Here is a 21,161-nt window from a genome sequence, read left to right on the forward strand (position 1 = left end):
GGGGCAGGGGCAGGGGCAGCCACGCTCCAACGGGTGCTCGTATGCCGACTCCCCGCACCACGTGCCGATCCAGCGGATGGCCAACGTGTCTCTGCAACCCGCCGCCGAGGACATCGCCACCGCCGACCTGATCGGGCGCGTCGAGAACGGCATCTACATCGTCGGCGACAAGTCGTGGTCGATCGACATGCAGCGCTACAACTTTCAGTTCACCGGCCAGCGGTTCTTCCGGATCCGCGACGGCCGCCTGGACGGGCAATTGCGGGACGTCGCCTATCAGGCCACCACGACCGACTTCTGGAATTCCATGGAAGCCGTGGGCGGTGAGTCGACGTGGCGGCTCGGCGGCGCGTTCAACTGCGGAAAGGCCCAGCCCGGCCAGGTCGCCGCGGTCAGCCACGGTTGTCCGTCGGCGCTCTTTCGCGGCGTCAACGTGCTGAACACGCGTACGGAGGGCGGGCGATGATCACCGCCGGCGACGATGTAGAGCGAAGCGGTGCGCAGGAGCGGCGCCGATGATTACCGCGCAGCACGTCGTCAACATCGCGTTGGAGGAGGCGGCCCGGCTCGGGCGCGCCGACGAGACGATGGTGCTCGTCACCGAGCGGGTCGAGGCGACGCTGCGCTGGGCCGGCAATTCGATGACCACCAACGGGGTTTCGGTCAGCCGGCACATGACCGTGATCTCCATCGTGCGCGACGGGGAGAGCGCGCGCATCGGCACGATGGTGTCGGCCGAGGTGGACCCGCGGGTGATTCCCGGGCTGGTGGCCGCGTCCCAGGAGGCGGCCCGCTCCGCGCCGGAGGCCGGTGACGCCGCGCCCCTGATCGCCGACGCCGGGACGCCGGTCGACTGGGACGCGCCGGTGCCGGGCACCGGCGCCGAGGTGTTCGCCGACGTCGCCGCGTCGCTGAGCCGCGGCTTCGGCGGCGCCGACCGGTTGTACGGGTTCGCCCACCACAGCGTCGCGACGACGTTTCTGGCGTCGTCGACGGGGCTGCGCCGCCGCTACACCCAACCCACCGGTGCGGTGGAGATCAACGCCAAGCGGGGCGACGCCAGCGCCTGGGCGGGCATCGGCTCGGCCGACTTCGTCGACGTGCCCACCGACCTGCTGCTCGAGCAGCTGTCGACCAGGCTCGGGTGGGCACAGCGCCGCGTCGAGCTGCCCGCGGGACGCTACGAGACGATCATGCCCCCCTCGACGGTGGCCGACATGACGATCTACCTGGCGTGGTCGATGTCGGGCCGCGGCGCGCAGGAGGGCCGGACGGCTTTCTCGGCGCCCGGCGGCGGGACCCGGGTCGGGGAGCGGCTCACCGATCTGCCGTTGACGCTGTTCTCCGATCCGATGGCCCCCGGCCTGGCGTGCGCGCCGTTCGTCGCGGCGAGCAACTCCTCGGAGACGGTGTCGGTGTTCGACAACGGCATGGAGATCGGGCAGGTGGACTGGATCCGCAACGGGGTGATCAACGCGCTGGCCTATCCGCGGGCCACGGCCGCGAAGTTCGACGCCGACGTGGCCGTCGCCGCCGACAACCTGGTGATGACCGGCGGGTCGGCCGACCTCGCCGACCTGATCGCGGCCACCGAGCGCGGCCTGTTGCTGACCACGCTGTGGTACATCCGCGAGGTCGATCCCACCACGCTGCTGCTCACCGGGCTGACCCGCGACGGGGTGTACCTGATCGAGGACGGCGAGGTGACCGCGGCGGTCAACAACTTCCGGTTCAACGAGAGCCCGCTGGACCTGCTGCGGCGGGCCACCCAGGCCGGCGTCAGCGAGAAGACCTTGCCGCGGGAGTGGGGGGACTGGGTCACCCGGGCCGCGATGCCCTCGCTGCGGATACCGGATTTCCACATGTCGTCGGTGAGCCAGGCGCATTAGCCGATTGCCCCGCGGCCCGAAGCGTTCTAGCGTGTGACGAATGACGGCCCCGGCTTCGCTCGGACACGATCAGCTGACGAGGTTGGTGGCCCTGGCGCCGCGGTCGCCGGACGACGGTCGCATCGCGGCGCTGGTCCGCGGGGTGTGCGCGCGAACGATGTCGCTGCCGCCGCTGCCCGCGGCAGTCGAGGTGGGCGAACCCCGCTCAGAAGCCGAAGCCGTCGTCGCCGAATTCGCCGAGCAGTTCAGCGCCGACGTCTCGGCGATCACCGGCGAGCAACGGTCCCGGCTGTTAAACCGTTTGGGGGAGCGGACTTTCGGTGTCGTCATGGCGATATACGTCGCGGACTTCGCCCCGCGGGTGCGCGCCGGGTTGGAGGCCCTCGGCGTGGGCTCGGAGTATCTGGGCTGGGTGAACGGCCCGGTGACCTGGGACCACACCACCGATCCCGCCGATCTGGTGTTCAACGAGTTTCTGCCCGCGGTGGCCCGGATGCGCGCGCTCGACCCCGTCACCTCCGAGGTGGTCCGGCTGCGCGGCGCGGCCCAGCACAACTGCCGGCTGTGTAAGTCGCTGCGCGAGAGCAGCGCGCTCGAGGCCGGGGGCTCGGAGTCGCTGTATGAGGACATCGAGCGCTTCGCGACGTCAGCGCTGCTGGACGCACGTGCGAAAGCAGCGCTGCGGTACGCGGATGGGTTGATTTGGACGCCTGCGCACCTCGTCGCCGACGATGTCGCCGAGGTGCGCTCTCGGTTCTCGGTGGCCGAGGCTGTCGAGCTCACCTTCGATATCATGCGCAACGCCAGCAACAAGGTCGCCGTGTCGTTGGGTGCCGATGCCGCCCGGGTCGAGCAGGGTACCGAGCAATATCTGCTCGATGCCGACGGCCAGACCGTCTTGCGCTGACCTTGGGAGTGCGCGGCCGTGTCCGGGCAACACCTGCCGGCGGCCCCACGGTATGGTCTCCGCGTGCGGTGTCGCGGCTGGTTGCCTGCGGCAGTTGAGCGTTGGCGTGGGTGCGGTCTCCGGCAGCATCCCCGGACGTGAACCGGTTCACGTAATGGCCACCAGCCATTCACGTGCCCGCAATCGGGTGTTATCTCCGTTGCCCGCCGGTGTTTGGCTCCGGCCAGCTAAAATCTGGAATTGGCACCGATGCTGTTGGTGGCGGTGAACATACAGGGCAGCGCCACCTTTTTGTGACGATCATCGGCCGCCGCGCGACTGCTGGTCGGGGGTCGAATGACTTTGGGCACTGCATCACGCCGCACACGCGTTGAAAGCGGCTGCTTTGCCACGTAGAGAGAGGTTTTGACATGACAACCACTCGTTCACGCTCGCGCATGCGTGCGTTGTCGGTGGGGGCTGCCGGCGCCGGATTGATGGGCCTCATGGTGGGCCAGGGCGTCCTTTCGGCACCGCATGCATCGGCGGGATGCACGTTGAGCCAGCAGGACGAGCAGTACATCAACCTGCTGGCCCAGAACAAGATGATCCACGGCACCGACTTCAACGACTGCCACATGGTCGCCGAAGGCAAGTGGTTCGCCAACCAGGTGCGTACGGCATCCGATCCGCTGGCGACGGCCAAGTCCCTGGTGAAGATGGTGAACGACGGCACGCCGGCGGACTCGGCCCAGGCCGAGTTCGAGGTCGAGGCGGCGATCTACACCTACGCGCCCGACATGGTGCCCAAGATCAAGGACCAGTTCGCGCACCAACCCCTTCTACCGGAGGCCGCTTCGTAAACCTCCCGAGGGTTCCTTTCGCCTCCGGCGCCACGGGGAGGCGCGGGGTGCGAGCTCATCTCTGTGGCGAACGAACGGCATTGCCCGCGTGGCGATTCCAGTCCGGCCGCCACCAGAATACCGACAGGCTGCATGATTCCAGGACACGCCTGAGCTGGCGCCGCACGCCTGATCGGGTGTGAGCTGCATGCGCAGGCGGGTTGAGGTCCGCGGCATAATCGAAGCGATCGTAGCTAAATCAACTGCGGAAGAACATCTTTCGATTTTTTGGCTGCGGATGGCGTTCAGTCTTTTGGCGGCAGTGCGTGGAGGTTGGCGAGGATCTGCAGCGGGTCGTCGAAGTGCGCCCCAGTCTTGACGTCATTCAGCGACTTTGGTATTGGTGAATCCCTGTTCACGAGCCGGGCCACTGAGTCTGATAACTCGGGTTGACTTGCCTCGCATCAGCTTTCGGACTGTGCCACTGATATTGGTGCGCGGTGTGCTTCATCCGGTCAGTGCAAGGTCGCCGTCGTCGTCTTCGCGTTGCCAGCTACTGTAGGAGATGGTTCGTTGCACGATGCTGCCGTCGATGATCGAGTCCAGCCAGTGTTCGGCCTCAGCGCGGTCGGTGGTCACCATCAGAATGCTGCTGCTGCTGCTGTTCGGTGTCTGCACACCGTATTGGGTGATCAATCTACCTGTGCTGGGAATGCCCATGATCGACTCCGGTTGTTTCCTATTGGGGGCGTGAATGATTCGTCGTGGTCGTATCTGTCGACGGTAGGCGACTGCCGCCCGTTTGACACAGTTGTCAGGTGGGCGCGGCGGACCAGGGCTTCGGAGTCGATGATCAGCATGCTTTCGCCTTCCGGTCGGATCCAGCCGTGCTGAGTGAACTCGGTGAGGACTTTGTTGACCGCTTCGCAGGAGGCGCCGATCAGTTGGGCGATTTCTTCCTGGGTCAGGTTGTGGGTGACGTGCACCACACCGTTGTCCTGGGCGCCGAACCTTTGGGACAACCGGAGCAGTTCTTTGGCGACTCGGCCCGCGACATCGGCGAAAATCAGGTCGGACAGATCGTCTTCGGTGCGGCGCACGCGCCGAGCCAGCACGCGTAGCAGCCGCAACGCGAGCTCGGGGCGATCGGCGACCCATGCCCAAAAGGTGTTGCGGTGCATCGCGACGGCGTCCACGTCGGTGAGGGCGGTCGCGCTCGCCGAGCGCAGGCCGGGATCGACGATGGAGAGTTCACCGAACATGTCCGAGGGTCCTGCGATCGCCAGCAGATGGTGACGACCATCCGATGCGCGGCGGCCGAGCTTCACCTTGCCGGAGGTAACGATGTACAACTGATCGCCGCCCTCGCCTTCGCCGAAGATCGCCTGGCGGCGCGCGAAGTGTACGACCGGCAGTTCTGCAGTCAACGTAGCGATTACGGCAGGATCGACCGCATGGAAGATCCCAGCCCGGCCCAATATCGCGGTCATCGCGCTGCCTGCCGGATCGCGGACGGTACCGAGGGTTGCCGCAGCACGATGGGCAGCTCAAAACTCAGCGGAAACGCAGATGGCGGCTGGAGCGGGGGCGGTTCGGCGGCAAGTAGAAGATTCACAGTAATCCTGAACTTCGGAGCTCACCGGGACGTCCGGCCTGAGTGGCTGCCCGGTGAGGGCAGCGGGTCAGCGCAGATGTGGCCGCGGTCTGGCTGGCATCGCCCACCCCGGCGCGGTTACGCCGCATGGTGTGGCGCTGGTGTGGTCTCCACCGCGTGTCGGTTCTCAACAACAGGTACCGGTGGTCAGCTGGTGCAGCGCCTCGGGCACCGAACTCGCCGTGGGCAGGGAGGTGGCGCAGTCGGTGAGCCGAAGCACCCGGTTCACGGTGCGGCTGGGAACTATGGCCCAGGGCACCGCGGTAACTCGGCAGGCGTCATCGAGGGCGATCAACGTCGAGATAGCGCGCGCAGCAAAGAATTTGACGCCGCTCAGGTCGAGGATCAACGGATTGCCGACCAGTATTGGGCGACTTGCGAATTCGCGGACGCGGTCGCTGTTTGCGGCGTCGACTTCGCCGCTGATCGTCACCACCGTGGTCTGGTGGCGGCCGTGTTCCCGCATTCTTACTCGGTCGCCGTTGCCGATCGAGTCGTCGCGACCGGCGCAAAGGGTCTGAGCACTGCGGATGGGGGTTTGATGAATTTTCATGGTGTTTGGTGTGCTCGTTTCGGTCATGTCACGGCGGACTGTAGTTCGTGTTCGACTCGGGCGCCACCAAGTTACTGGCCGAAGCGGTCGACAACCCTTGAGCCGGTGCGGATGTCAGTCGCGACCGCATTGAGCAGTCCGCGCGGGATCGATCGCTCGATCGCTCAACGTCGACGTCCGCAACGGGTGTAGCACGATTTGCAGACTCAGGATGAGTGAGCAAGGAGCGCGTTGCCCGCGGATTTCCAGGGTGACACGAATTCAGATCAAGATATGGGCGGTTGGCTTCGCCTTTGCGATGCCACGGCCGCTAAGGCGGTGGCATCAGTCCCAGACCGGCTGCATGCTCAGCGCTCCCCATGTAACACGCTGATCCGAGCCTTGTCAATGCGTCGCGTTGACTCATTCACATGCCCCGCGTAGCCGCCTTCGTTGACTCATCTGACCCTGATTTTTCAGCCGGGTTTGTCATGACCTTGTTTGGTGGTCGGGTTGGTGGTGGCTGCGCTGTTGGGATTGGCTGATTGCGATCGAAAGCTTCTGGGCGGTAGCGCAAGCGGCGTTGCGCAGGTGCCGACGCCGGCGGTGACGCACCAGCCGGGCGGCGACGTTGAAAAACGCCGGGCGCAGTCGTTTGCCGCGCACTCGGCGGACTGCGCGGGGCAGCGCCAGGGCGCGCAGCCATCACCCGACGTTGTGCACCGGCGCGGCGGCCTGCCGGTACAGCCAGTCACCGAAGAACGGTTGCACGGGGGCGTGGATCATCCCGAAGTCGTTTTTGAGCGCCCGAATGGTGTCTTCGGGGACACCGCCGCGCAGCCGGTGATGGGCCTCGACGTTGGTGATGATCGCGTGCAGCCGCCAGCGATCAAGATCGTCGAAGGCCAGCTGCTCACCGCACCGTTTGGGTTGGCGGCGCACGATCAGCCGCACAACGCCCCACTTCCGCGCTGTGACGCGGCCCTCAATCCATAGCCGGCTGAAAAATCAGAGTCTGAAATGACCTTCCGAGCCTGAACCTCGCATCAATACCGTCCAACGTTGACGCTGCTTCGTCAATTCGATTGGTTGGGTCTCGAGTTCGAACACGGCATGCGCGACGACACCGGACGGCAGGGCGACACGCGCGGCCGCGGTTCCCCGACCGGGGCCGTCGAGTTGTCAATATCCGCGCGGTGCCGAAGCAGGGGCTCATCGATACCAAAGTCGCGGTCTGGTCGGCGCGCTGCCGCAGGAGTCGATTTCGAGGCTTCGGCTGTTCGGCCCGATCCGGGAATCCCAGCGCTCCCGCGCGACGTCTCTCTCGGTGCGGCTTTCCCTGTCTTTCGCGCTGATCATCAGGAGCGTATCGACACGTGACACATCGCCCGGCGCCGCGGCTGTCGTCACACTCGCGAGTGCGTGGTCGGGATCGAGGTGGAATGGGACGACCGGCAACACAATCGTATCGCCGCCATTATCAAGAACTTCGGCCGTGCGGGGCGGATGGCCGCGGCGTCCGTCAAGTTGGACGGCACTTCCGGCGGTGACGAGTTCAGCAGGCGCTGTTGCCCATTCGCTGAGTAGTGTACGCCACACGACTACCTGAGCCGACGGCTGATGGAACAGCTTCGACGGCGGCCAGCCCGGGGCTGACTGCGTGACACCACGGTGGCGCGGTCCGGTCGGGGTCCGCCGGACGCATGCGCGGGGGCCGCCGTTCCCGACCGGCGCGGCGCATGCTGGCGAATCGGCAGCGATTGGCGCATCATCACGCTATGAGACGCGAAGTGGGCGCCGAGATCGAAGTCGAAATCACCGAGCCCACCACGCTGGAGTTTCAGATTGCGATCGCCCCACATCCGCGCACCGAGGTCTTCGAGTCGCTGAGCTTCGTCCTGAACGGTCGGCCCGTCGAGCCTCTGGAAGTCAGCGGCGCACATGGCAACCGCATCCACAAGTTTGACGCAGCGGTGGGCGCATTGAGAGTCGACTACGCGGCGACGATCGTGGGTCAGACCGATCCGGCTCCGGTGACCGATTACGACCTTTCGATGTACCTGCGCCCCAGCCGCTACGCCGAAGCCGACAAGTTCTATGGCTTCGCCGCAACCGAGTTCGGCACCTACGGCGATTCGGCGACGCTGTTGGAGAATGTGAGCTCGTGGGTCGGCACCAGGTTGAACTACGTTCCCGGTTCAAGCGATCCGATCGACGGGGCGGTGGATACGTTGCTCGCCGGCGAAGGTGTGTGCCGCGACTTCGCGCATCTGGTGGTGGCGCTGCTGCGTGCGGTCAAGGTCCCGGCCCGCCTTGTGTCGGTGTATGCGCCTGGCTTGTATCCGATGGACTTTCACGCGGTGGCCGAAGCATACGTCAAGGGGCAATGGCGGGTGGTCGATGCGACGCTGCTGGCGCCCCGGCAAACCCTGGTCCGCATAGCCACCGGTCGTGATGCCTCCGACACCGCGTTTCTCGATAATCACAAGGGCCAGATCGAGCTCAAGCGACTGGTTGTCACCGCGGTCGTCGACGGGGACTTGCCTTCGGACTCGATCGACCAACTGGTTTCCATCCGCTGAAAACAGGCGTCCGGTCAGCTGATCACGACAACCGGCTGGCCTCGTTCTATCTGGACCGGCCGAGTAGTGTGGGGTCATTGGCGGTACCTCGTACCTGACTGTTCGAAGCCATGTCGTCGCCGAGTCGAATGAACTGGCCGTTTCGCGGTCAAGACGGGAGCGTCGCGATGACGCTGAAAACCGACCATATCGATGCCCGGCACCTGCATTCCCGACCGCTGCATACACCGCGCTTGAGGCTGAAGGCCAAGGCGCCCCAGAGCGGGTATGTCGACGGGGCTTGGTGGCCGCACAGTACGAACCTGACCGCGGAGTTGCCGGACCTGCTGTCGGTGCTCTCAGTTCGACTCGGACCGATTGGCCGCGTGATCTACAACGTGAACGAATGGGCCACGCCGCCTGTAAAGTTCGCGACCGGCGGGCGAATGGTTCGACTCGACGGGTACCGCCTCCAGCCGGCCAGCACCGTTGAAGTCTTGGGGCTCGATCGCACCAAGATCGTCTTGCTGGTCGTCTCGCCGAGTGCCGAGCCGGACCAGGCACACGCGATCATGATGATCGCAGCCAGCTCAGACAATGCCTCGCCCGTCGCGGGCCTGCTGATGATCAGCCCTGAAGAAAGGGAAACCCGCGGATAGACCCACGCGTTCGGCATCGCGCGAAATCATTGGCAATCAACTCGCCTCAAGCAGTGTGGCCCTCAAGCAGTGTGGCCCTCAAGCAGTGTGGCACAGTCCTAAACGCCGGGCATGCTGCAAAGTCGCGATCACCGCCAGGGTCGACTCGGCACCCTGGTTGCTGTCCACGCCGGCCGCCCGCAAGGCGTTGTATCCGCCACCTGTATCCGGGTCCCACATCGGCTCTCCCGCGTCGTTGTCGCCCATGAACCAGGCCGCTGCGGCCCTGACGCCGGCGAGCCAGGTCGGGTCGGTGTCGGTGGCGGCGGCGCGCGCGCACGCGTCGGCGAGCGTGGACACCTCGATGGGCAGTTGATCGAATCCGGGCCTGGTGTCCTCCGGGCCTCGACCCCCGACAGGGGTGGGAGACAGATGGCCGTCTGCCGTTTCGTATGCGACCAGCCATGCCAACAGATCGAGGCCACGTTGACGCAGCGTCGTGTCGGCGAGCGCGGCACCGGCGGTGATCATCGCCTCGGGCACAACGGCATTGGCGTAGGTCAGTCGAGGCTCGGGCCACGGCCAGGCCAGGTCTGTGTTCGGTGCAGGCACCGACGCGGCATAGTCTGTGAGCAGTGCGCGAGCCGCGCGGTGCGTTGGGTCGAAGGTGAGAAGTTCTGCAGCGCCGAGCGCCGCGAACGCCATCGCGCGCGATACCACCGACCGCTCCTGGGCGGCGCGCTCGAACTGCATGATGGCCGAGTGGCGGGCCCAGGCGACATTGCTGTGGGCGGCCGCGGTCCCCAGACCCCAGATGCACCGCCCCCAGGCGTCCTCCAGACCCGGCTCGTCGACCCACCTTCCGGTGCTGTCCATCCGATTGCGGCATGCGCCGTTGAGGTCCTGCGCGTCGTTCAAGAACCGCAGCGCAACACCGGCCAGGCCGTTCAGCATTCGGTCGGGGCCATGGTCTCGCGTGGCGACAACAAGCACCCGCGCCACGTCGTCGGTGCAGTAGCCGCGTTCGGGCAGTGGCTCGGCGAGGCGCGCGTGCTGCACGGTGCCACGACGGTCCGTCAGCCGCAGCAGGTGATCGAACATCGGGGCTGGTGCCGTGGTGGTCATACCCGTGCGCGTCGCTGCGCCAGGATCCGATGAGCCAGGCCCAGATACGCACGCGCGACGAGTGGCCAAGCCATCTCCGGCGCTAACCTCCTGGCCTCGGCGGCCATGGCACCGGCGAGGCGCGGCTCTGTCAGCACCCGTCGCAGGGCGCACGCCAGCGCATCGGGGTCGTCATGCGCGACGACAATGCCGGCCCCGGTGGCGAGCAGTTCGACGGCATGCGGGAACGCGGTAGCGACGACCGGGCGGCCGCTCGCGATTGCGTCGACCAGAGCGCTGGAGGTCACCTGATCGGTCGAGTCGTAGGGCAAGGCCACGACCGCCGCGGACTGGACGAGGGCGGTCAGCATCGCAACGTTGCGATAACCCGTATCGAAGCACACCGAATCCGCGACGCCGCTGCGCAGCGCCTGGTCTATCCGGGCATTGCGGTACGCCTCGCCGTCGGTGGCCAGCACCTCCGGGTGCGTTTGACCCGCAACCAGGTACCGCGGCCGGCCGGGCAGATTATTGAGCGACCCCATTGCCTCGATCACGCGCTCGATGCCCTTACCCGGGCCCAGCAGGCCCCGGGTCAACACGATGGGTCGCCCGCTCCGCACGCAAGGGGCCTTTGTCGGGACAGTCGCGCCATGGGGGATGGTGGTGACTTTGCGGTGGTCGATGTCGAAGCGTCCACGCAGCCGTTGGCCGGCCCCCTCCGACATCACGATCACCTGGTCCACCCGTGCGGCGACGGCTTCGAACACCGAACGCTGTTGTCGCCTGGGATCTTTCAGGATAGTATGAGCGATCAGGATCGATGGGACGCGCAGTCCTTCGATGATCCCCATGACTCCGTCGTCGTCGACGCCTCCGTAGCTGTCGTACTCGTGCTGGATGATGGCGATGTCGCTCTGATTCAGCAACTCGGCGCAGGCCCTAACCGATGCCGCTGAGCCGTTGACCAGCTCTCCGACGACACGCGTACTCGAGGACGGCGGGCCGTCGGACACTCGCACAACGCTGACGTCGGCACCATTGGTGCTCAAGCCGTGGGCCAGAGCGGCGCTGAACGCCGCCAGCCCGAATGGTGTCGGTGGATACTTACCCAGAATGCCGAAACTCGGTGCGTCAGAAAACCCTTGTCCCTCAGGGGGATCGATCAACGACAGAAATCTAGACGAGGCGGTCAAGGTGATCCCAGCTAGAGGTGGTCACCTGCGTACCCGGCGTGAGCGGTTGCTCGGTGCGATCAGTTGTGTACGGCTGACTCAGCCCGGGCTGCCTGGATTTCCAACTCCTTTGAGGATACACCCCCAATTCGTCGGTGCGACGCGCCTGCGGACCCACTAACTCCTTGCGGTGGGGTACAATCGGGGCACCGGGACCGACCAGGCCCCCATGATGAAGGGGTCTGCGATGTCCGATAGGTCGCCCCGACAAGCCATGAGCAAGAAGTCCGGAAAGTCTTTGAAGGAGAAACGGGCCGACAAGCACGTCAAGGTAGCCCTCCGTGCCGCGGTCAACGAGGCGTTAACTCGCACTGAGAAGCGCTGAGGGGCAATACCGTTCGTTTGCGTCATTGGACCCTGAAGTCATTCTCCGTAATTGCCACCAGTTGGTCCGTCCCCGTGGCGAGTCGAGTTCCAGTGGTTCACACGCCGACCGACCCCGTCCGGGGCGAAGCATCCCGGCGATGCGGTATCAGGCGGCGTTCGCTTACTTCTTCTCGTCCTCGGGCTTGCTCAGCGCCCGGTCCGCGCTGCGCACAATGCTGCGGTGGAACTTGTACTGCGCGTCGACGAGCTGGTCAGCCAATTCGATGGCGGCGTCAACGATCTTCTTGCGCAGCGGTTGTACGGAGCCAGGAAGGGCCTGATCGGCGGTGTCACGGAACCTCCGCAAAGCCTTGGTCGCGGCCTCCGTGCCGGCCTTGGCCGAATCACGCACCTCGTCGACCAGTTCGGCCGTTCGGGGCGCCACCGCCTTCTTCTCACTGCCGTGGGTCATATCCGAGTCTCCCGAATCGCTTTCGTCATTTTCCTGCTATGCCAACCCGAGGTTAACCGACTTCGGCGGTCGGCCCATACGGCCGAAGGTCACACATTGGACAGCCGAAGGTCCGCATGCTCAGGCCGCACCACCCGGAGAGCCCCGCTGCACCGGCCTTTCAGCGCCGGATGGCGATGTCCAGTTGATCACCGGGGACTGGGGCCGTCGAGGAGGCGGACGGCTGGGCTGGCCGCCCCGCCGCGCGGGCCAGCGCGATCGCGTGGCAGTCGATGCGCCCCACAGCATGCCGAGTCGCAGGCCATGCGCTCGGATGGGGACTTAGGGCCCTTGCCGTGTCGTGAAGCACCGGAGCACGATTGGATTCGTTGCCAAGCAAGGCGCCGCAGAGGTATGCGGAAAATGGCTGCGGTCGAGGGCAGTTATGCATTCGTGCCCTGGAAATCCCGCCAGTTCGCACCAGAACGGTCGTTCGGCGAGGGCATGACACCGCTTGATGGGCCGTACCGGCCAGACCATCGGCAAGACCTGAGATCTCCTGGTCTTCTGGGGTTATCGACCCGAAAACACGTGCGTCGACTTCGAAGGAGTGGGAATGAACAAAGACCAAGCAGACCAATTCGAGCACGAGCTCATGCAGCCGCTCGCGCAGGCCCTTCGTACCAGGCTGGGTGCGGCAGGGGAAGTCCGCGTCAACAACGAGCCGCACCTGATCAGCGGTGAGAGGGTTGTGTATGCGACCTGGCTTGAAGTCGTGCTCACGGATGCGCGCACCGATGTCATCTTCAGGCCCCTCGGCCGCGAAGACTTCTCAGCGGTCTGGCAATGGGGAAAGAACGGCCGATTCATCTTCCCGATTCCGCAAGGCGACGTCGATCGCTGCGACGGCGCCCGAGCGTCCATTGACGCTGTGGCCGAGCGCATCCTCCAAACCGCGAGTATGTGGCACGCGGAGCCGCCCGACTCGTTTGGCTGGTCGGACACCTGAAAGCAGCCGTTGCGGCGGTGGGCGGATCTGTCTTAGCGAGGCTGTTGGCGCTGTTGCACGCTCAAACCTCGTCGATGCCCCGCTTCGCCGATGTGTTCGCGCCCGTCGCTACGCCAATGGCGGATCGCTGCGATTGCCGTCTTGAGCCCGCGCCGGCGGCCCGTCGCCGGGTCGGTGCCCGCGAAGCCGGGTTCCAGCGCGGCGAACATTCGCTCGCTGCGGGTCTCCGGCGCGTCGTCGGCGGTGTCGCGCAGGTAGCGGTCGGGCAGCGACAGTTTCGCGATGGTGCGCCAGGTCTTGCCGTACTGCAGCAGAAACGAGCCCGTGGTGTAGGGCAGGTCGTACTTGTCGCAGAGCGCGCGCACGCGCACCGAGATCTCGTGCAGCCGGTTGCTGGGCAGGTCGGGATAGAGGTGATGCTCGATCTGGTGGCACAGGTTGCCGCTCATGAACCGCAGCGCGGGCCCGGCGTCGAAGTTGGCGCTGCCCAGCATCTGGCGCAGGTACCACTGGCCCCGGGTTTCGCCGGCGATGTCGGTCATGTCGGTCTTGGTGAACTTCTCGGCGCCGTCGGGGAAATGGCCGCAGAAGATGACCGCGTTGGCCCACACGTTGCGGATCACGTTGGCCAGCGCGTTGGCCGTCAGCGTCGACCGGTACGTCGCCCCCGGCGAGAGCGCGGTCAGCGCCGGGAAGGCGACGTAGTCCTTGAGCACCTGCCTTCCCGCCTTGCCTGAAAACTCGCGCACCTGCTGCAGGGTGGTTTCGCGTTCCGGGCCGCGTTCGAGGATTTTGGCGAAATCGATTGTCTGCAAGCCGATTCCCCATTCGAATCCAACTGCGAGGATGGCGTTGAACAGCAGGTTGCCGATGTTGAAGGGCTCCCAGGGCTGGTCACGGGTGACATGCAGGACGAAGTAGCCCACGTCGTCATCCATGTCCAGGATGTTGGTGTACTTGTGGTGCTGGAAGTTGTGGCTGGAGCGCCAGTGTTTTGACGCCGCACTCATATCCCATTCCCATGTCGAGGAGTGGATCTCGGGATCGTTCATCCAGTTCCACTGGCCGTGCATGACATTGTGGCCGATCTCCATGTTCTCGACGATCTTGGCCAGAGCAAGGGTCACCGTTCCCGCCCACCACGCAGAGCGTTTCGCACTACCGGCCAGCATGAGTCGGCCGGCTACTTCAAGGGCCCGTTGCGCGGCGACGGTGCGGCGGATGTAGCGCGCGTCGCGCTCGCCACGCGAATCCTCGATGTCCAAGCGGATCGCGTCCAGTTCAACGGCCAGATTCTCGATGTCGGTGTCGGTCAGGTGGGCGAAGGCCGGAATGTCCGTAATCGCCATCGTTTTTGCTGCCTTTCGTCGGGCTTGTCTCTCGGTTCGCCAGCGTTCACCGGCACCGAAGTACTCGGAACCACCACGGCGGCTGCGGCACTCGCCGCCGACCGGAGCCCGAAATGACAGGCGCGGTGATTTTTCTGATCGTTGACGCGACAGCCGACCGAACTGCGGCTTCGGCTGCAGATGATCAGCGGGTTCTGCGGTACCTTACTGGGTGGCGGACTCAGGTCTGGTGGGCCTCCGCATTCCGAGCTGATGAGCGACTTTGCATGCTGTCTCGGGCGCAACGGCGCACAGCCGAACTCGCTTCCCCACTGGCTGATGGACTCCGCAATGACGTCGCTACGCTACGCCTCTTGGGCACCTCGGGCCAGTTACCCGCCCGGTGCGGTGCGGTCGCCGTGGTGATTCGGGGGCCGGCTGGTCTGCACCCTTCGTTGCCATGCTTGACGCCGCCGCCTCCCGGTAGCGTCCGGCGGCGATCTTCAGGGGGTAGTCCCGTGCACCGAACTTTGGTTGCTGCGCCCGCCGGCGCCAGCGGCGCGCCTCGGTGGCTTATTACCTGCGGGCATGTACCATCAACAGGCCTGACGTGCGTGACACCTCGCTTCGGCCGGAGTGATGGACCATCTTGAGTCTGCTTACAGGGGCAGGCTCTGCCGCGGCGGCACCCGCAGTATTTGCTCGCCCGGCGATCTCGGTCCGGACATCGCGGCTCAAATCCGACATGTGCAACGCTTCACTCGGGCAAGGGCGGCCCACGGTTGAACGTCTCGACTCGCGGTCGGGGGTCAACCACGGCGCCGCGGCGCCGGAACCAAAGGAGCCGTCTTGAGCCAATTCACCGAAACGATGTGTCGCACCGCCCAGACGAGTTCGAAGGGCATGGTCACCGGGGAGCCGACTTGCCCCGTCCGGCATACCTGGGGTGAGGTGCACGAGCGGGCCCGTCGGATCGCAGGTGGCCTGGCCATAGCCGGCGTCGGCCGCGGTGATGCCGTCCCGGTGCTGGCGGGTGCTCCGGCCGAGATCGCGCCGGCCGGGCAGGGAATCTGGATGCGCGGCGCCAGCCTCACCATGATCCACCAGCCCACCCCGCGCACCGACCTTGGACGCTGGGCCGACGAGACCATTGCCGTCATCGAGATGATCGGCGCCAAAACGGTCGTCATCTCGGAGCCGTTCATGGCCGCGGGCCCACTACTGTCGCAGCTGGGCATGCGAGTGCTCACGATCGACGAACTGCTCGCCAGCGCCCCGATCGATCCGATCGAGACCGCCGACGACGACGTTGCGCTGCTGCAGTTGACGTCGGGTTCTACCGGGTCGCCCAAAGCCGTGCAGGTCTTACACCGCAATGTCGTATCAAACGCCGAGGCGATGTTCGTCGGCGCCAAAGTCGACATCGACACCGACGTGATCGTGAGCTGGCTGCCACTGTTCCACGATATGGGCCTTACCGGCTTCTTAACCGTGCCAATGTATTTCGGAGCAGAGCTAGTCAAGGTCACTCCGATGGACTTTCTGCGCGACACGTTGCTGTGGGCCAAGCTCATCGACAAATACAAGGGCACGATGACCGCGGCGCCAAACTTCGCCTACACGCTGTTCGCCAGACGCCTTCGCAAACTGGCCCGGCCCGGCCAATTCGACCTGTCCAGCCTGCGGTGGGCGCTGTCGGGCGCCGAACAAGTCGAACCCGCCGATATCGAAACCCTCTGCGAAGCCGGGAAACCTTTCGGGCTACGGCCCGAGGCGATCCTGCCGGCGTACGGCATGGCCGAGACGACCGTGGCGGTGTCGTTCACTGAGTGCGGCGCAGGCCTGGTGGTCGACGAGGTCGACGCGGACCTGCTCGCCGTACTGCACCGAGCCGTCCCGGCGACCAAGGGAAAGACCCGGCGCCTGGCCACGCTGGGCCGCCCGCTGCAGGGACTGCAGGCCCGCGTCGTCGACGACGACGGCAACATCCTGCCCGCCCGGGGTGTCGGCGTCATCCACGTGCGCGGAGAATCCGTGACGCAGGGCTACGCGACGATGGGCGGTTTTGTTGCGGCGCAAGATGACCGGGGTTGGTATGACACCGGCGACCTCGGCTACCTCACCGAGACCGGCCAGATCGTCGTCTGCGGTCGGGTCAAGGACGTGATCATCATGGCCGGCCGCAACATCTACCCGACCGACATCGAACGCGCCGCCGGACGCGTCTCCGGGGTCCGGCCCGGTTGCGCCGTGGCGGTGCGCCTGGACGCCGGGCATTCGCGGGAGACGTTCGCTGTCGCGGTGGAGTCCGACAATTGGCAGGATTCCGCCGAGGTGCGCCGCATCGAGCATGAAGTTGTCCACGAGGTAGTTGCCGAGGTCGACGTCCGGCCCCGCAACGTCATTGTGCTCGAGCCGGGGATGATTCCCAAGACCCCGTCGGGGAAGCTGCGGCGCAGCCATACGTTGGCGCTGATCGACTGACTGCTCGGGGGCGCGAAAAGTGGATTCGTCCTGCACAGGGGCGATGACGCGCTCGATAATGCCGCGTGCGAGAAGGCTGTAGCCCTGAGAAGGCTGTAGCCCTGAGAAGACTATAGCCCTGAGACCTGCTGGGACGCCTGATCCCGGGATTGGCGCTCGGTCCGCACTGGCGCGGCAGCGTGGGCATCGGTTTTCACATCGCAGGACTGAGGCTGTCAGTTCCAAGCAGCTGTGAAAGTTGTTGTAATACAGTCCGATTCACTCGGTAATACACCCACGATGCACGCCGTTCGCTGTCCAGGAGCCCTGCGGTGCGCAGGACCTTGAGGTGATGGGAGATGGTGGGCTGGGTCAGTTCAATCCCTGCCGACAAGTCGCAGACGCAGGCTTCGCCGCCCTCGTGGCTGGCCACTACGCTCAGCAGGCGCAACCGCACCGGGTCGGACAGGGCCTTCAGCTTGGCCGCCAACTGTGTGGCCGCTTCAGCCGAGAGCGGCTCGCGCGCAAGCGGGGCGAAGACACATTTCGGCGCTGCGGCCGGCGGCACTCGCGATTTCGACACACATCGATATTGGCTGATATCGATGCGGTGAGCAAGCAATCAGTAGTCAAGATGAGCGGGCAGAGCCTGGCGGGCGGAATGACGCGCGGCTAGAGCCGAGTGTTTCCGGGTCGGCCGGCACCGTGCACACCTCCCACTGCTGTCCGCCTGGCCCGGTCGTCCAGACCGTGTCTTGAGTGCCAAAGCAGCAGGCCGTGCCGATCTCGATCCCAGGTGGTGCAGGATGCCGCCCTTCCCGGGGCTCACTAACGACACCAGCTTCAGCGGTGGCTCGGCGATGGCGAAATCGGCGCAGCCGGGCTTGCGTTTGGCGGGCTCGGTAGTGAACAGCTGCGCGTAGAACGCGATCGCGTCATCGAGGTTGTCGACGTTGAGGGCGCCCACCGCGTCGCAATAGCCGCACTCTGCGCCGTCCTCGACCCGAGTTGCTGCGAATGACTTCGCGCCACCGCAGGTAGGCACGTGATAAGCCGGCACGTGATGCGGCCTCGCGCATATCGTGTCAGTGAACGCCAAGTGACAAGTTTATCGGATCCTGCCGGGGGCCCTTGATCTTTTCCTGATAGCTCAGTAGAAGTTGACTTAATGAGCATTGAGCTACGCACGGTCGCGGCGCGGCGAGTGCAGATTCATGCCGCTTTGGCCGACCCCGGCCGCCTGGTCATTGTCGACCGGATGCTGGTTGCGGACGCATCACCCATGGAGCTTCAGACCGCGCTATCGATGTCGTCGAGCCTGATCGCCCACCATCTGGGGGTACTCGAGGGTGCGGGCATCGTGCGCCGCGTCCGTTCGGAAGGCGATCGTCGTCGCAGCTACCTGCAATTGATTCCCGAGTCGCTGGATTTGCTGGTGCCCGCGACGACGTGGCGTGCCAAGCGGGTGGTGTTTGTCTGCACCCAGAATTCGGCACGCAGCCAATTAGCCGTGGCGGTGTGGAATCGCCGCAGCTCGCTGCCGGCAACCTCGGCCGGGACTCATCCCGCCGCTGAGGTACACCCGGGTGCGTTGGCTGCCGCGGCGCGCCGAAAGCTGCCGATGCGGCCGCACATCCCTCGCCATCTCGATGACGTCGTCAAGCCGACCGACGTGATCGTCACGGTCTGCGATAACGCCCACGAAGAACTGCCCGCCGACAGCCGGCGACTGCATTGGTCCATCCCCGACCCCGTGCGCATCGGCCGGACCGATGCCTTCGATCGCGCCGTCGACGAGCTCATCGTGCGTACCGCTCGGTTTGCTGCTTCGGCGGAGGCGCAACCAGCAACCGGGCAAACGACGTCGCGCAACGCGCGCCGTCGCACAGGCATCGCCTCCGGCACGACACAGCAATAGCGCATGCGCCGACGACCGAAGGAAACTACCGTGCACATTTCGCCCAAGCGACCCCTGAGCGCGCTGAGCGTGCTGGCTGTCATCGTGTTGGTGCTTTCGGCGTGCTCCCGTGAACACTCCACCCCTTCATATGCCACCCAGGTGAAAGTGGACTGCGGCGGCAAGCAGATGTTGAAGGCCAGCGGCTCCAGCGCGCAGGCCAACGCGATGCCCGGCTTCGTCAAAGCCTACGAGAAGGCCTGTCCCGGGCATACGCTCGCCTACACATCGAACGGCTCGGGCGCCGGAGTGCGGGAATTTCTATCAGGCCAAACCGATTTCGGCGGCTCAGACTCGCCGCTGGCCGGAGACGAATACACCACGGCCAAGCAGCGGTGCGGCTCGGATGCCTGGAATCTGCCAGTGGTGTTCGGCCCTTTGGCGATCACCTACAACCTGTATGTCGTCAACCGGCTGACGCTCGACGCCCTGACCCTGGCGAAAATCTTCAACGGCACCATCACCCGATGGGACGACCCCGCGATCAAGGCACTCAACGGCGAGGAGATGCCCCCCGAACCGATCCGCGTGGTGTTCCGCAGCGACCCCTCGGGCACCACCGATAACTTTCAGCACTACCTCGATGCCGCCTCCAGCGGCGCGTGGGGCAAGGGGACCGGCAAGGTGTTCAACGGCGGGGTCGGCGAGGGCGCCCCGGGCAACGAAGGCACCTCGGCCATGGTGAAGGACACCGAGGGCGCGATCACCTACAACGAATATTCTTTCGCTCAACAGCAGCGGCTCTTTGCGGCCAGGATCGTGACCTCGGCCGGGCCGGACCCGGTGGTCATCAACGCTGACACGGTCGGCAAGACGATTGCTGCTGCGCGGATCTCGGGTCAGGGCAACAACATGGTGTTGGACACCTTGTCGTTCTATAAGCCCACCCAGCCCGGTGCGTACCCGATGCTGCTGGCGACCTACGAGGTGGTCTGCTCGAAGTACGCCGACCCCCAGACCGGGGCGGCGGTGCGAGCGTTCCTGCAATCCACCGTCGGGCCGGGCCAAGTCGACCTGGAAAATTACGGATACTTCGCGTTGCCCGCACAGTTCCAGTCGAAAGTCGCCAGCGCCGTCAACGCGATCAGCTGAGACGTCATACCGCTCACCTAATCCCCGGCACACGGCGCCGCTTCGCCACCGCGGCGCGCACGACACATCAGGAGACAAACCCATGACCGCTCGTCATATCGTCTCGATCGGTGGCAGTGATGCCGGCATCAGTGCGGCGCTGCGCGCCCGGGAACTCGACCCCACCACCGATGTCACCGTGGTCGTCGCCGACGCCTATCCCAATTTCTCCATCTGCGGCATCCCGTACTACCTCTCCGGGGAAGTCGCCCATTGGTCCGACCTGGCCCATCGCAGCTCCGCCGACCTGGCCGCCACCGGGATGCGGGTGCTCACCGACACCCGCGCCACCGGCATCAATGCCGAGGCGCACACCCTCGACATTCTCGACTCCAACGGCGTCCCGCAGCAGCTTTCCTTCGATGCCCTGATCGTGGGAACCGGCGCCGTCAGCGTCCGCCCGCCCATCCCCGGGATCACCGGCCCCGACGCGCTCGGCCCCGCCGACGGTGTGCACCTGCTGCATTCCATGAGCGACACCTTCGCCGTGATGGACTCCCTGCAGCGACGCGAGCCTGCCACTGCGGCAATCGTCGGCGCGGGCTACATCGGCCTCGAGATGGCCGAAGCCCTGACCTCCCGCGGCATCCGCGTCACCCAGATCGAAGCGCTGCCCGAAGTTCTGCCCACTGTCGACCCCGAACTCGGCGCCCTCGTGCATGCCGAACTCGAACGCCACGGTGTCGAAGTGCTCACCGACACCGCGGTCACCGCCATCACCCGCAACGACACCGGCGCACTGAGCGTCACCGCCAGTCAAGACGGCCAAAAACTTTCGTGCACAGTCGATTTCGTGCTCGTCGTGGTCGGAGTCCGGCCCGACACCGAACTTGCCGCCGACGCCGGTGTCAACCTGGGAGTCAGGGGCGCCATTGTTGTCGACGAAGCCATGCGCACCAACGTGCTCGACATCTTCGCCGCCGGCGATTGCGTGCACACCCACCACCGGCTCTTGGGCACCACCTGGCTACCGCTGGGCACCACCGCTCACAAACAAGGCCGCGTGGCCGGCGAGAACGCGCTCGGCGGCCACGCACACTTCGCGGGTAGCCTTGGCACCCAAGTGGTCAAGGTTTTCGATCTCGTCGCCGCCCGCACCGGTCTGACCCTGATTTTTCAGCCGGCTTGTGATGATCTTGTTTTCGGTGATCTGGTTGATGGTGGCTGCGCGCTGA

Annotated in this window: 19 protein-coding genes and 2 pseudogenes; 11 read left to right on the forward strand and 10 right to left on the reverse strand. The window is 65.4% G+C overall.

Features of this window, described 5'->3' with window-relative positions; translation table 11 throughout:
- The 4 genes from FPZ47_RS19580 to FPZ47_RS19595 all read left to right on the forward strand — a co-directional run.
- Positions 1-466, forward strand: a 466-nt coding sequence (locus tag FPZ47_RS19580; RefSeq protein ID WP_246859874.1) for a metallopeptidase TldD-related protein, incomplete at its 5' end; no start/stop codon positions are given.
- 49 nt (positions 467-515) lie between these two features.
- Positions 516-1,889, forward strand: a complete 1,374-nt coding sequence (locus FPZ47_RS19585) for a TldD/PmbA family protein (RefSeq protein WP_144951273.1) — start codon at positions 516-518, stop codon at positions 1,887-1,889.
- Between the two features lie 40 nt (positions 1,890-1,929).
- Complete coding sequence (locus tag FPZ47_RS19590) at positions 1,930-2,796, forward strand: carboxymuconolactone decarboxylase family protein (RefSeq protein WP_144951275.1); 867 nt, start codon at positions 1,930-1,932, stop codon at positions 2,794-2,796.
- 410 nt (positions 2,797-3,206) lie between these two features.
- Positions 3,207-3,638 carry a DUF732 domain-containing protein gene (locus tag FPZ47_RS19595; protein WP_210419945.1) on the forward strand — a complete coding sequence of 144 codons (432 nt, stop codon included), beginning with the start codon at positions 3,207-3,209 and terminating at the stop codon, positions 3,636-3,638.
- A 486-nt stretch (positions 3,639-4,124) separates the two neighbouring features.
- Here FPZ47_RS19595 and FPZ47_RS19600 read toward each other — a convergent pair whose 3' ends face one another.
- The 4 genes and pseudogenes from FPZ47_RS19600 to FPZ47_RS19615 all read right to left on the reverse strand — a co-directional run bounded on the left by FPZ47_RS19600 (position 4,125) and on the right by FPZ47_RS19615 (position 6,757).
- A complete protein-coding gene (locus FPZ47_RS19600; RefSeq protein WP_168209507.1) occupies positions 4,125-4,295 on the reverse strand; it encodes a hypothetical protein in 171 nt (56 codons plus the stop codon).
- Positions 4,296-4,438: 143 nt separating this feature from the next.
- A pseudogene (locus FPZ47_RS19605) lies at positions 4,439-5,107 on the reverse strand (Crp/Fnr family transcriptional regulator); the annotation flags it as partial.
- A 291-nt stretch (positions 5,108-5,398) separates the two neighbouring features.
- The gene (locus tag FPZ47_RS19610) at positions 5,399-5,851 is read right to left on the reverse strand and encodes an STAS domain-containing protein (RefSeq protein WP_144951281.1); all 453 of its coding nucleotides are present in this window, start codon (positions 5,849-5,851) and stop codon (positions 5,399-5,401) included.
- Positions 5,852-6,508: 657 nt separating this feature from the next.
- Positions 6,509-6,757: a hypothetical protein gene (locus FPZ47_RS19615; protein ID WP_144951284.1), complete on the reverse strand. Its 249-nt coding sequence runs from the start codon at positions 6,755-6,757 to the stop codon at positions 6,509-6,511.
- A gap of 824 nt (positions 6,758-7,581) precedes the next feature.
- Here FPZ47_RS19615 and FPZ47_RS19620 point away from each other — a divergent pair.
- Positions 7,582-8,385 (forward strand): transglutaminase-like domain-containing protein, encoded by an 804-nt coding sequence (locus tag FPZ47_RS19620; protein WP_210419946.1) that lies wholly within the window; start codon positions 7,582-7,584, stop codon positions 8,383-8,385.
- A gap of 167 nt (positions 8,386-8,552) precedes the next feature.
- Positions 8,553-9,023, forward strand: a complete 471-nt coding sequence (locus tag FPZ47_RS19625; protein WP_144951288.1) for a DUF5994 family protein — start codon at positions 8,553-8,555, stop codon at positions 9,021-9,023.
- 78 nt (positions 9,024-9,101) lie between these two features.
- Here FPZ47_RS19625 and FPZ47_RS19630 read toward each other — a convergent pair whose 3' ends face one another.
- The 3 genes from FPZ47_RS19630 to FPZ47_RS19640 form a co-directional block, all read right to left on the reverse strand.
- Positions 9,102-10,127: a glycosyltransferase gene (locus FPZ47_RS19630; protein ID WP_144951290.1), complete on the reverse strand. Its 1,026-nt coding sequence runs from the start codon at positions 10,125-10,127 to the stop codon at positions 9,102-9,104.
- Complete coding sequence (locus FPZ47_RS19635) at positions 10,124-11,272, reverse strand: glycosyltransferase (RefSeq protein ID WP_246133389.1); 1,149 nt, start codon at positions 11,270-11,272, stop codon at positions 10,124-10,126. Before FPZ47_RS19635 ends, FPZ47_RS19630 begins: the two co-directional genes overlap by 4 nt.
- A gap of 556 nt (positions 11,273-11,828) precedes the next feature.
- Positions 11,829-12,119 carry a hypothetical protein gene (locus FPZ47_RS19640; RefSeq protein ID WP_144951294.1) on the reverse strand — a complete coding sequence of 97 codons (291 nt, stop codon included), beginning with the start codon at positions 12,117-12,119 and terminating at the stop codon, positions 11,829-11,831.
- Between the two features lie 595 nt (positions 12,120-12,714).
- On the opposite strand from FPZ47_RS19640, the gene FPZ47_RS19645 reads away from it, so the two are divergent.
- Complete coding sequence (locus FPZ47_RS19645) at positions 12,715-13,107, forward strand: hypothetical protein (RefSeq protein WP_144951296.1); 393 nt, start codon at positions 12,715-12,717, stop codon at positions 13,105-13,107.
- Positions 13,108-13,139: 32 nt separating this feature from the next.
- Here the strand turns inward: FPZ47_RS19645 and FPZ47_RS19650 are convergent, their stop codons facing one another.
- Positions 13,140-14,456 (reverse strand): fatty acid desaturase family protein, encoded by a 1,317-nt coding sequence (locus FPZ47_RS19650; protein ID WP_144951298.1) that lies wholly within the window; start codon positions 14,454-14,456, stop codon positions 13,140-13,142.
- Between the two features lie 828 nt (positions 14,457-15,284).
- Here FPZ47_RS19650 and FPZ47_RS19655 point away from each other — a divergent pair.
- Entirely contained in the window at positions 15,285-16,919 is a 1,635-nt protein-coding gene (locus FPZ47_RS19655; RefSeq protein WP_144951300.1) for a fatty acyl-AMP ligase, read from the forward strand.
- A gap of 193 nt (positions 16,920-17,112) precedes the next feature.
- Here FPZ47_RS19655 and FPZ47_RS19660 read toward each other — a convergent pair whose 3' ends face one another.
- Both FPZ47_RS19660 and FPZ47_RS19665 read right to left on the reverse strand, forming a co-directional pair.
- Positions 17,113-17,481, reverse strand: coding sequence for an ArsR/SmtB family transcription factor (locus FPZ47_RS19660; RefSeq protein ID WP_144951302.1), 369 nt, complete (start codon positions 17,479-17,481; stop codon positions 17,113-17,115).
- A gap of 46 nt (positions 17,482-17,527) precedes the next feature.
- Positions 17,528-17,865, reverse strand: a pseudogene (locus FPZ47_RS19665) (ArsI/CadI family heavy metal resistance metalloenzyme).
- A 201-nt stretch (positions 17,866-18,066) separates the two neighbouring features.
- Here FPZ47_RS19665 and FPZ47_RS19670 point away from each other — a divergent pair.
- The 3 genes from FPZ47_RS19670 to FPZ47_RS19680 all read left to right on the forward strand — a co-directional run.
- Positions 18,067-18,816 (forward strand): arsenate reductase/protein-tyrosine-phosphatase family protein, encoded by a 750-nt coding sequence (locus FPZ47_RS19670; protein ID WP_144951304.1) that lies wholly within the window; start codon positions 18,067-18,069, stop codon positions 18,814-18,816.
- Between the two features lie 36 nt (positions 18,817-18,852).
- Positions 18,853-19,947 (forward strand): phosphate ABC transporter substrate-binding protein PstS, encoded by a 1,095-nt coding sequence (gene pstS, locus FPZ47_RS19675; protein WP_246133390.1) that lies wholly within the window; start codon positions 18,853-18,855, stop codon positions 19,945-19,947.
- A gap of 82 nt (positions 19,948-20,029) precedes the next feature.
- Positions 20,030-21,161: NAD(P)/FAD-dependent oxidoreductase (locus FPZ47_RS19680; RefSeq protein ID WP_145039549.1), on the forward strand; the 1,132-nt coding region annotated here is incomplete at its 3' end.

This window comes from Mycobacterium helveticum (assembly GCF_007714205.1).
Taxonomy (GTDB): Bacteria; Actinomycetota; Actinomycetes; order Mycobacteriales; family Mycobacteriaceae; genus Mycobacterium; species Mycobacterium helveticum.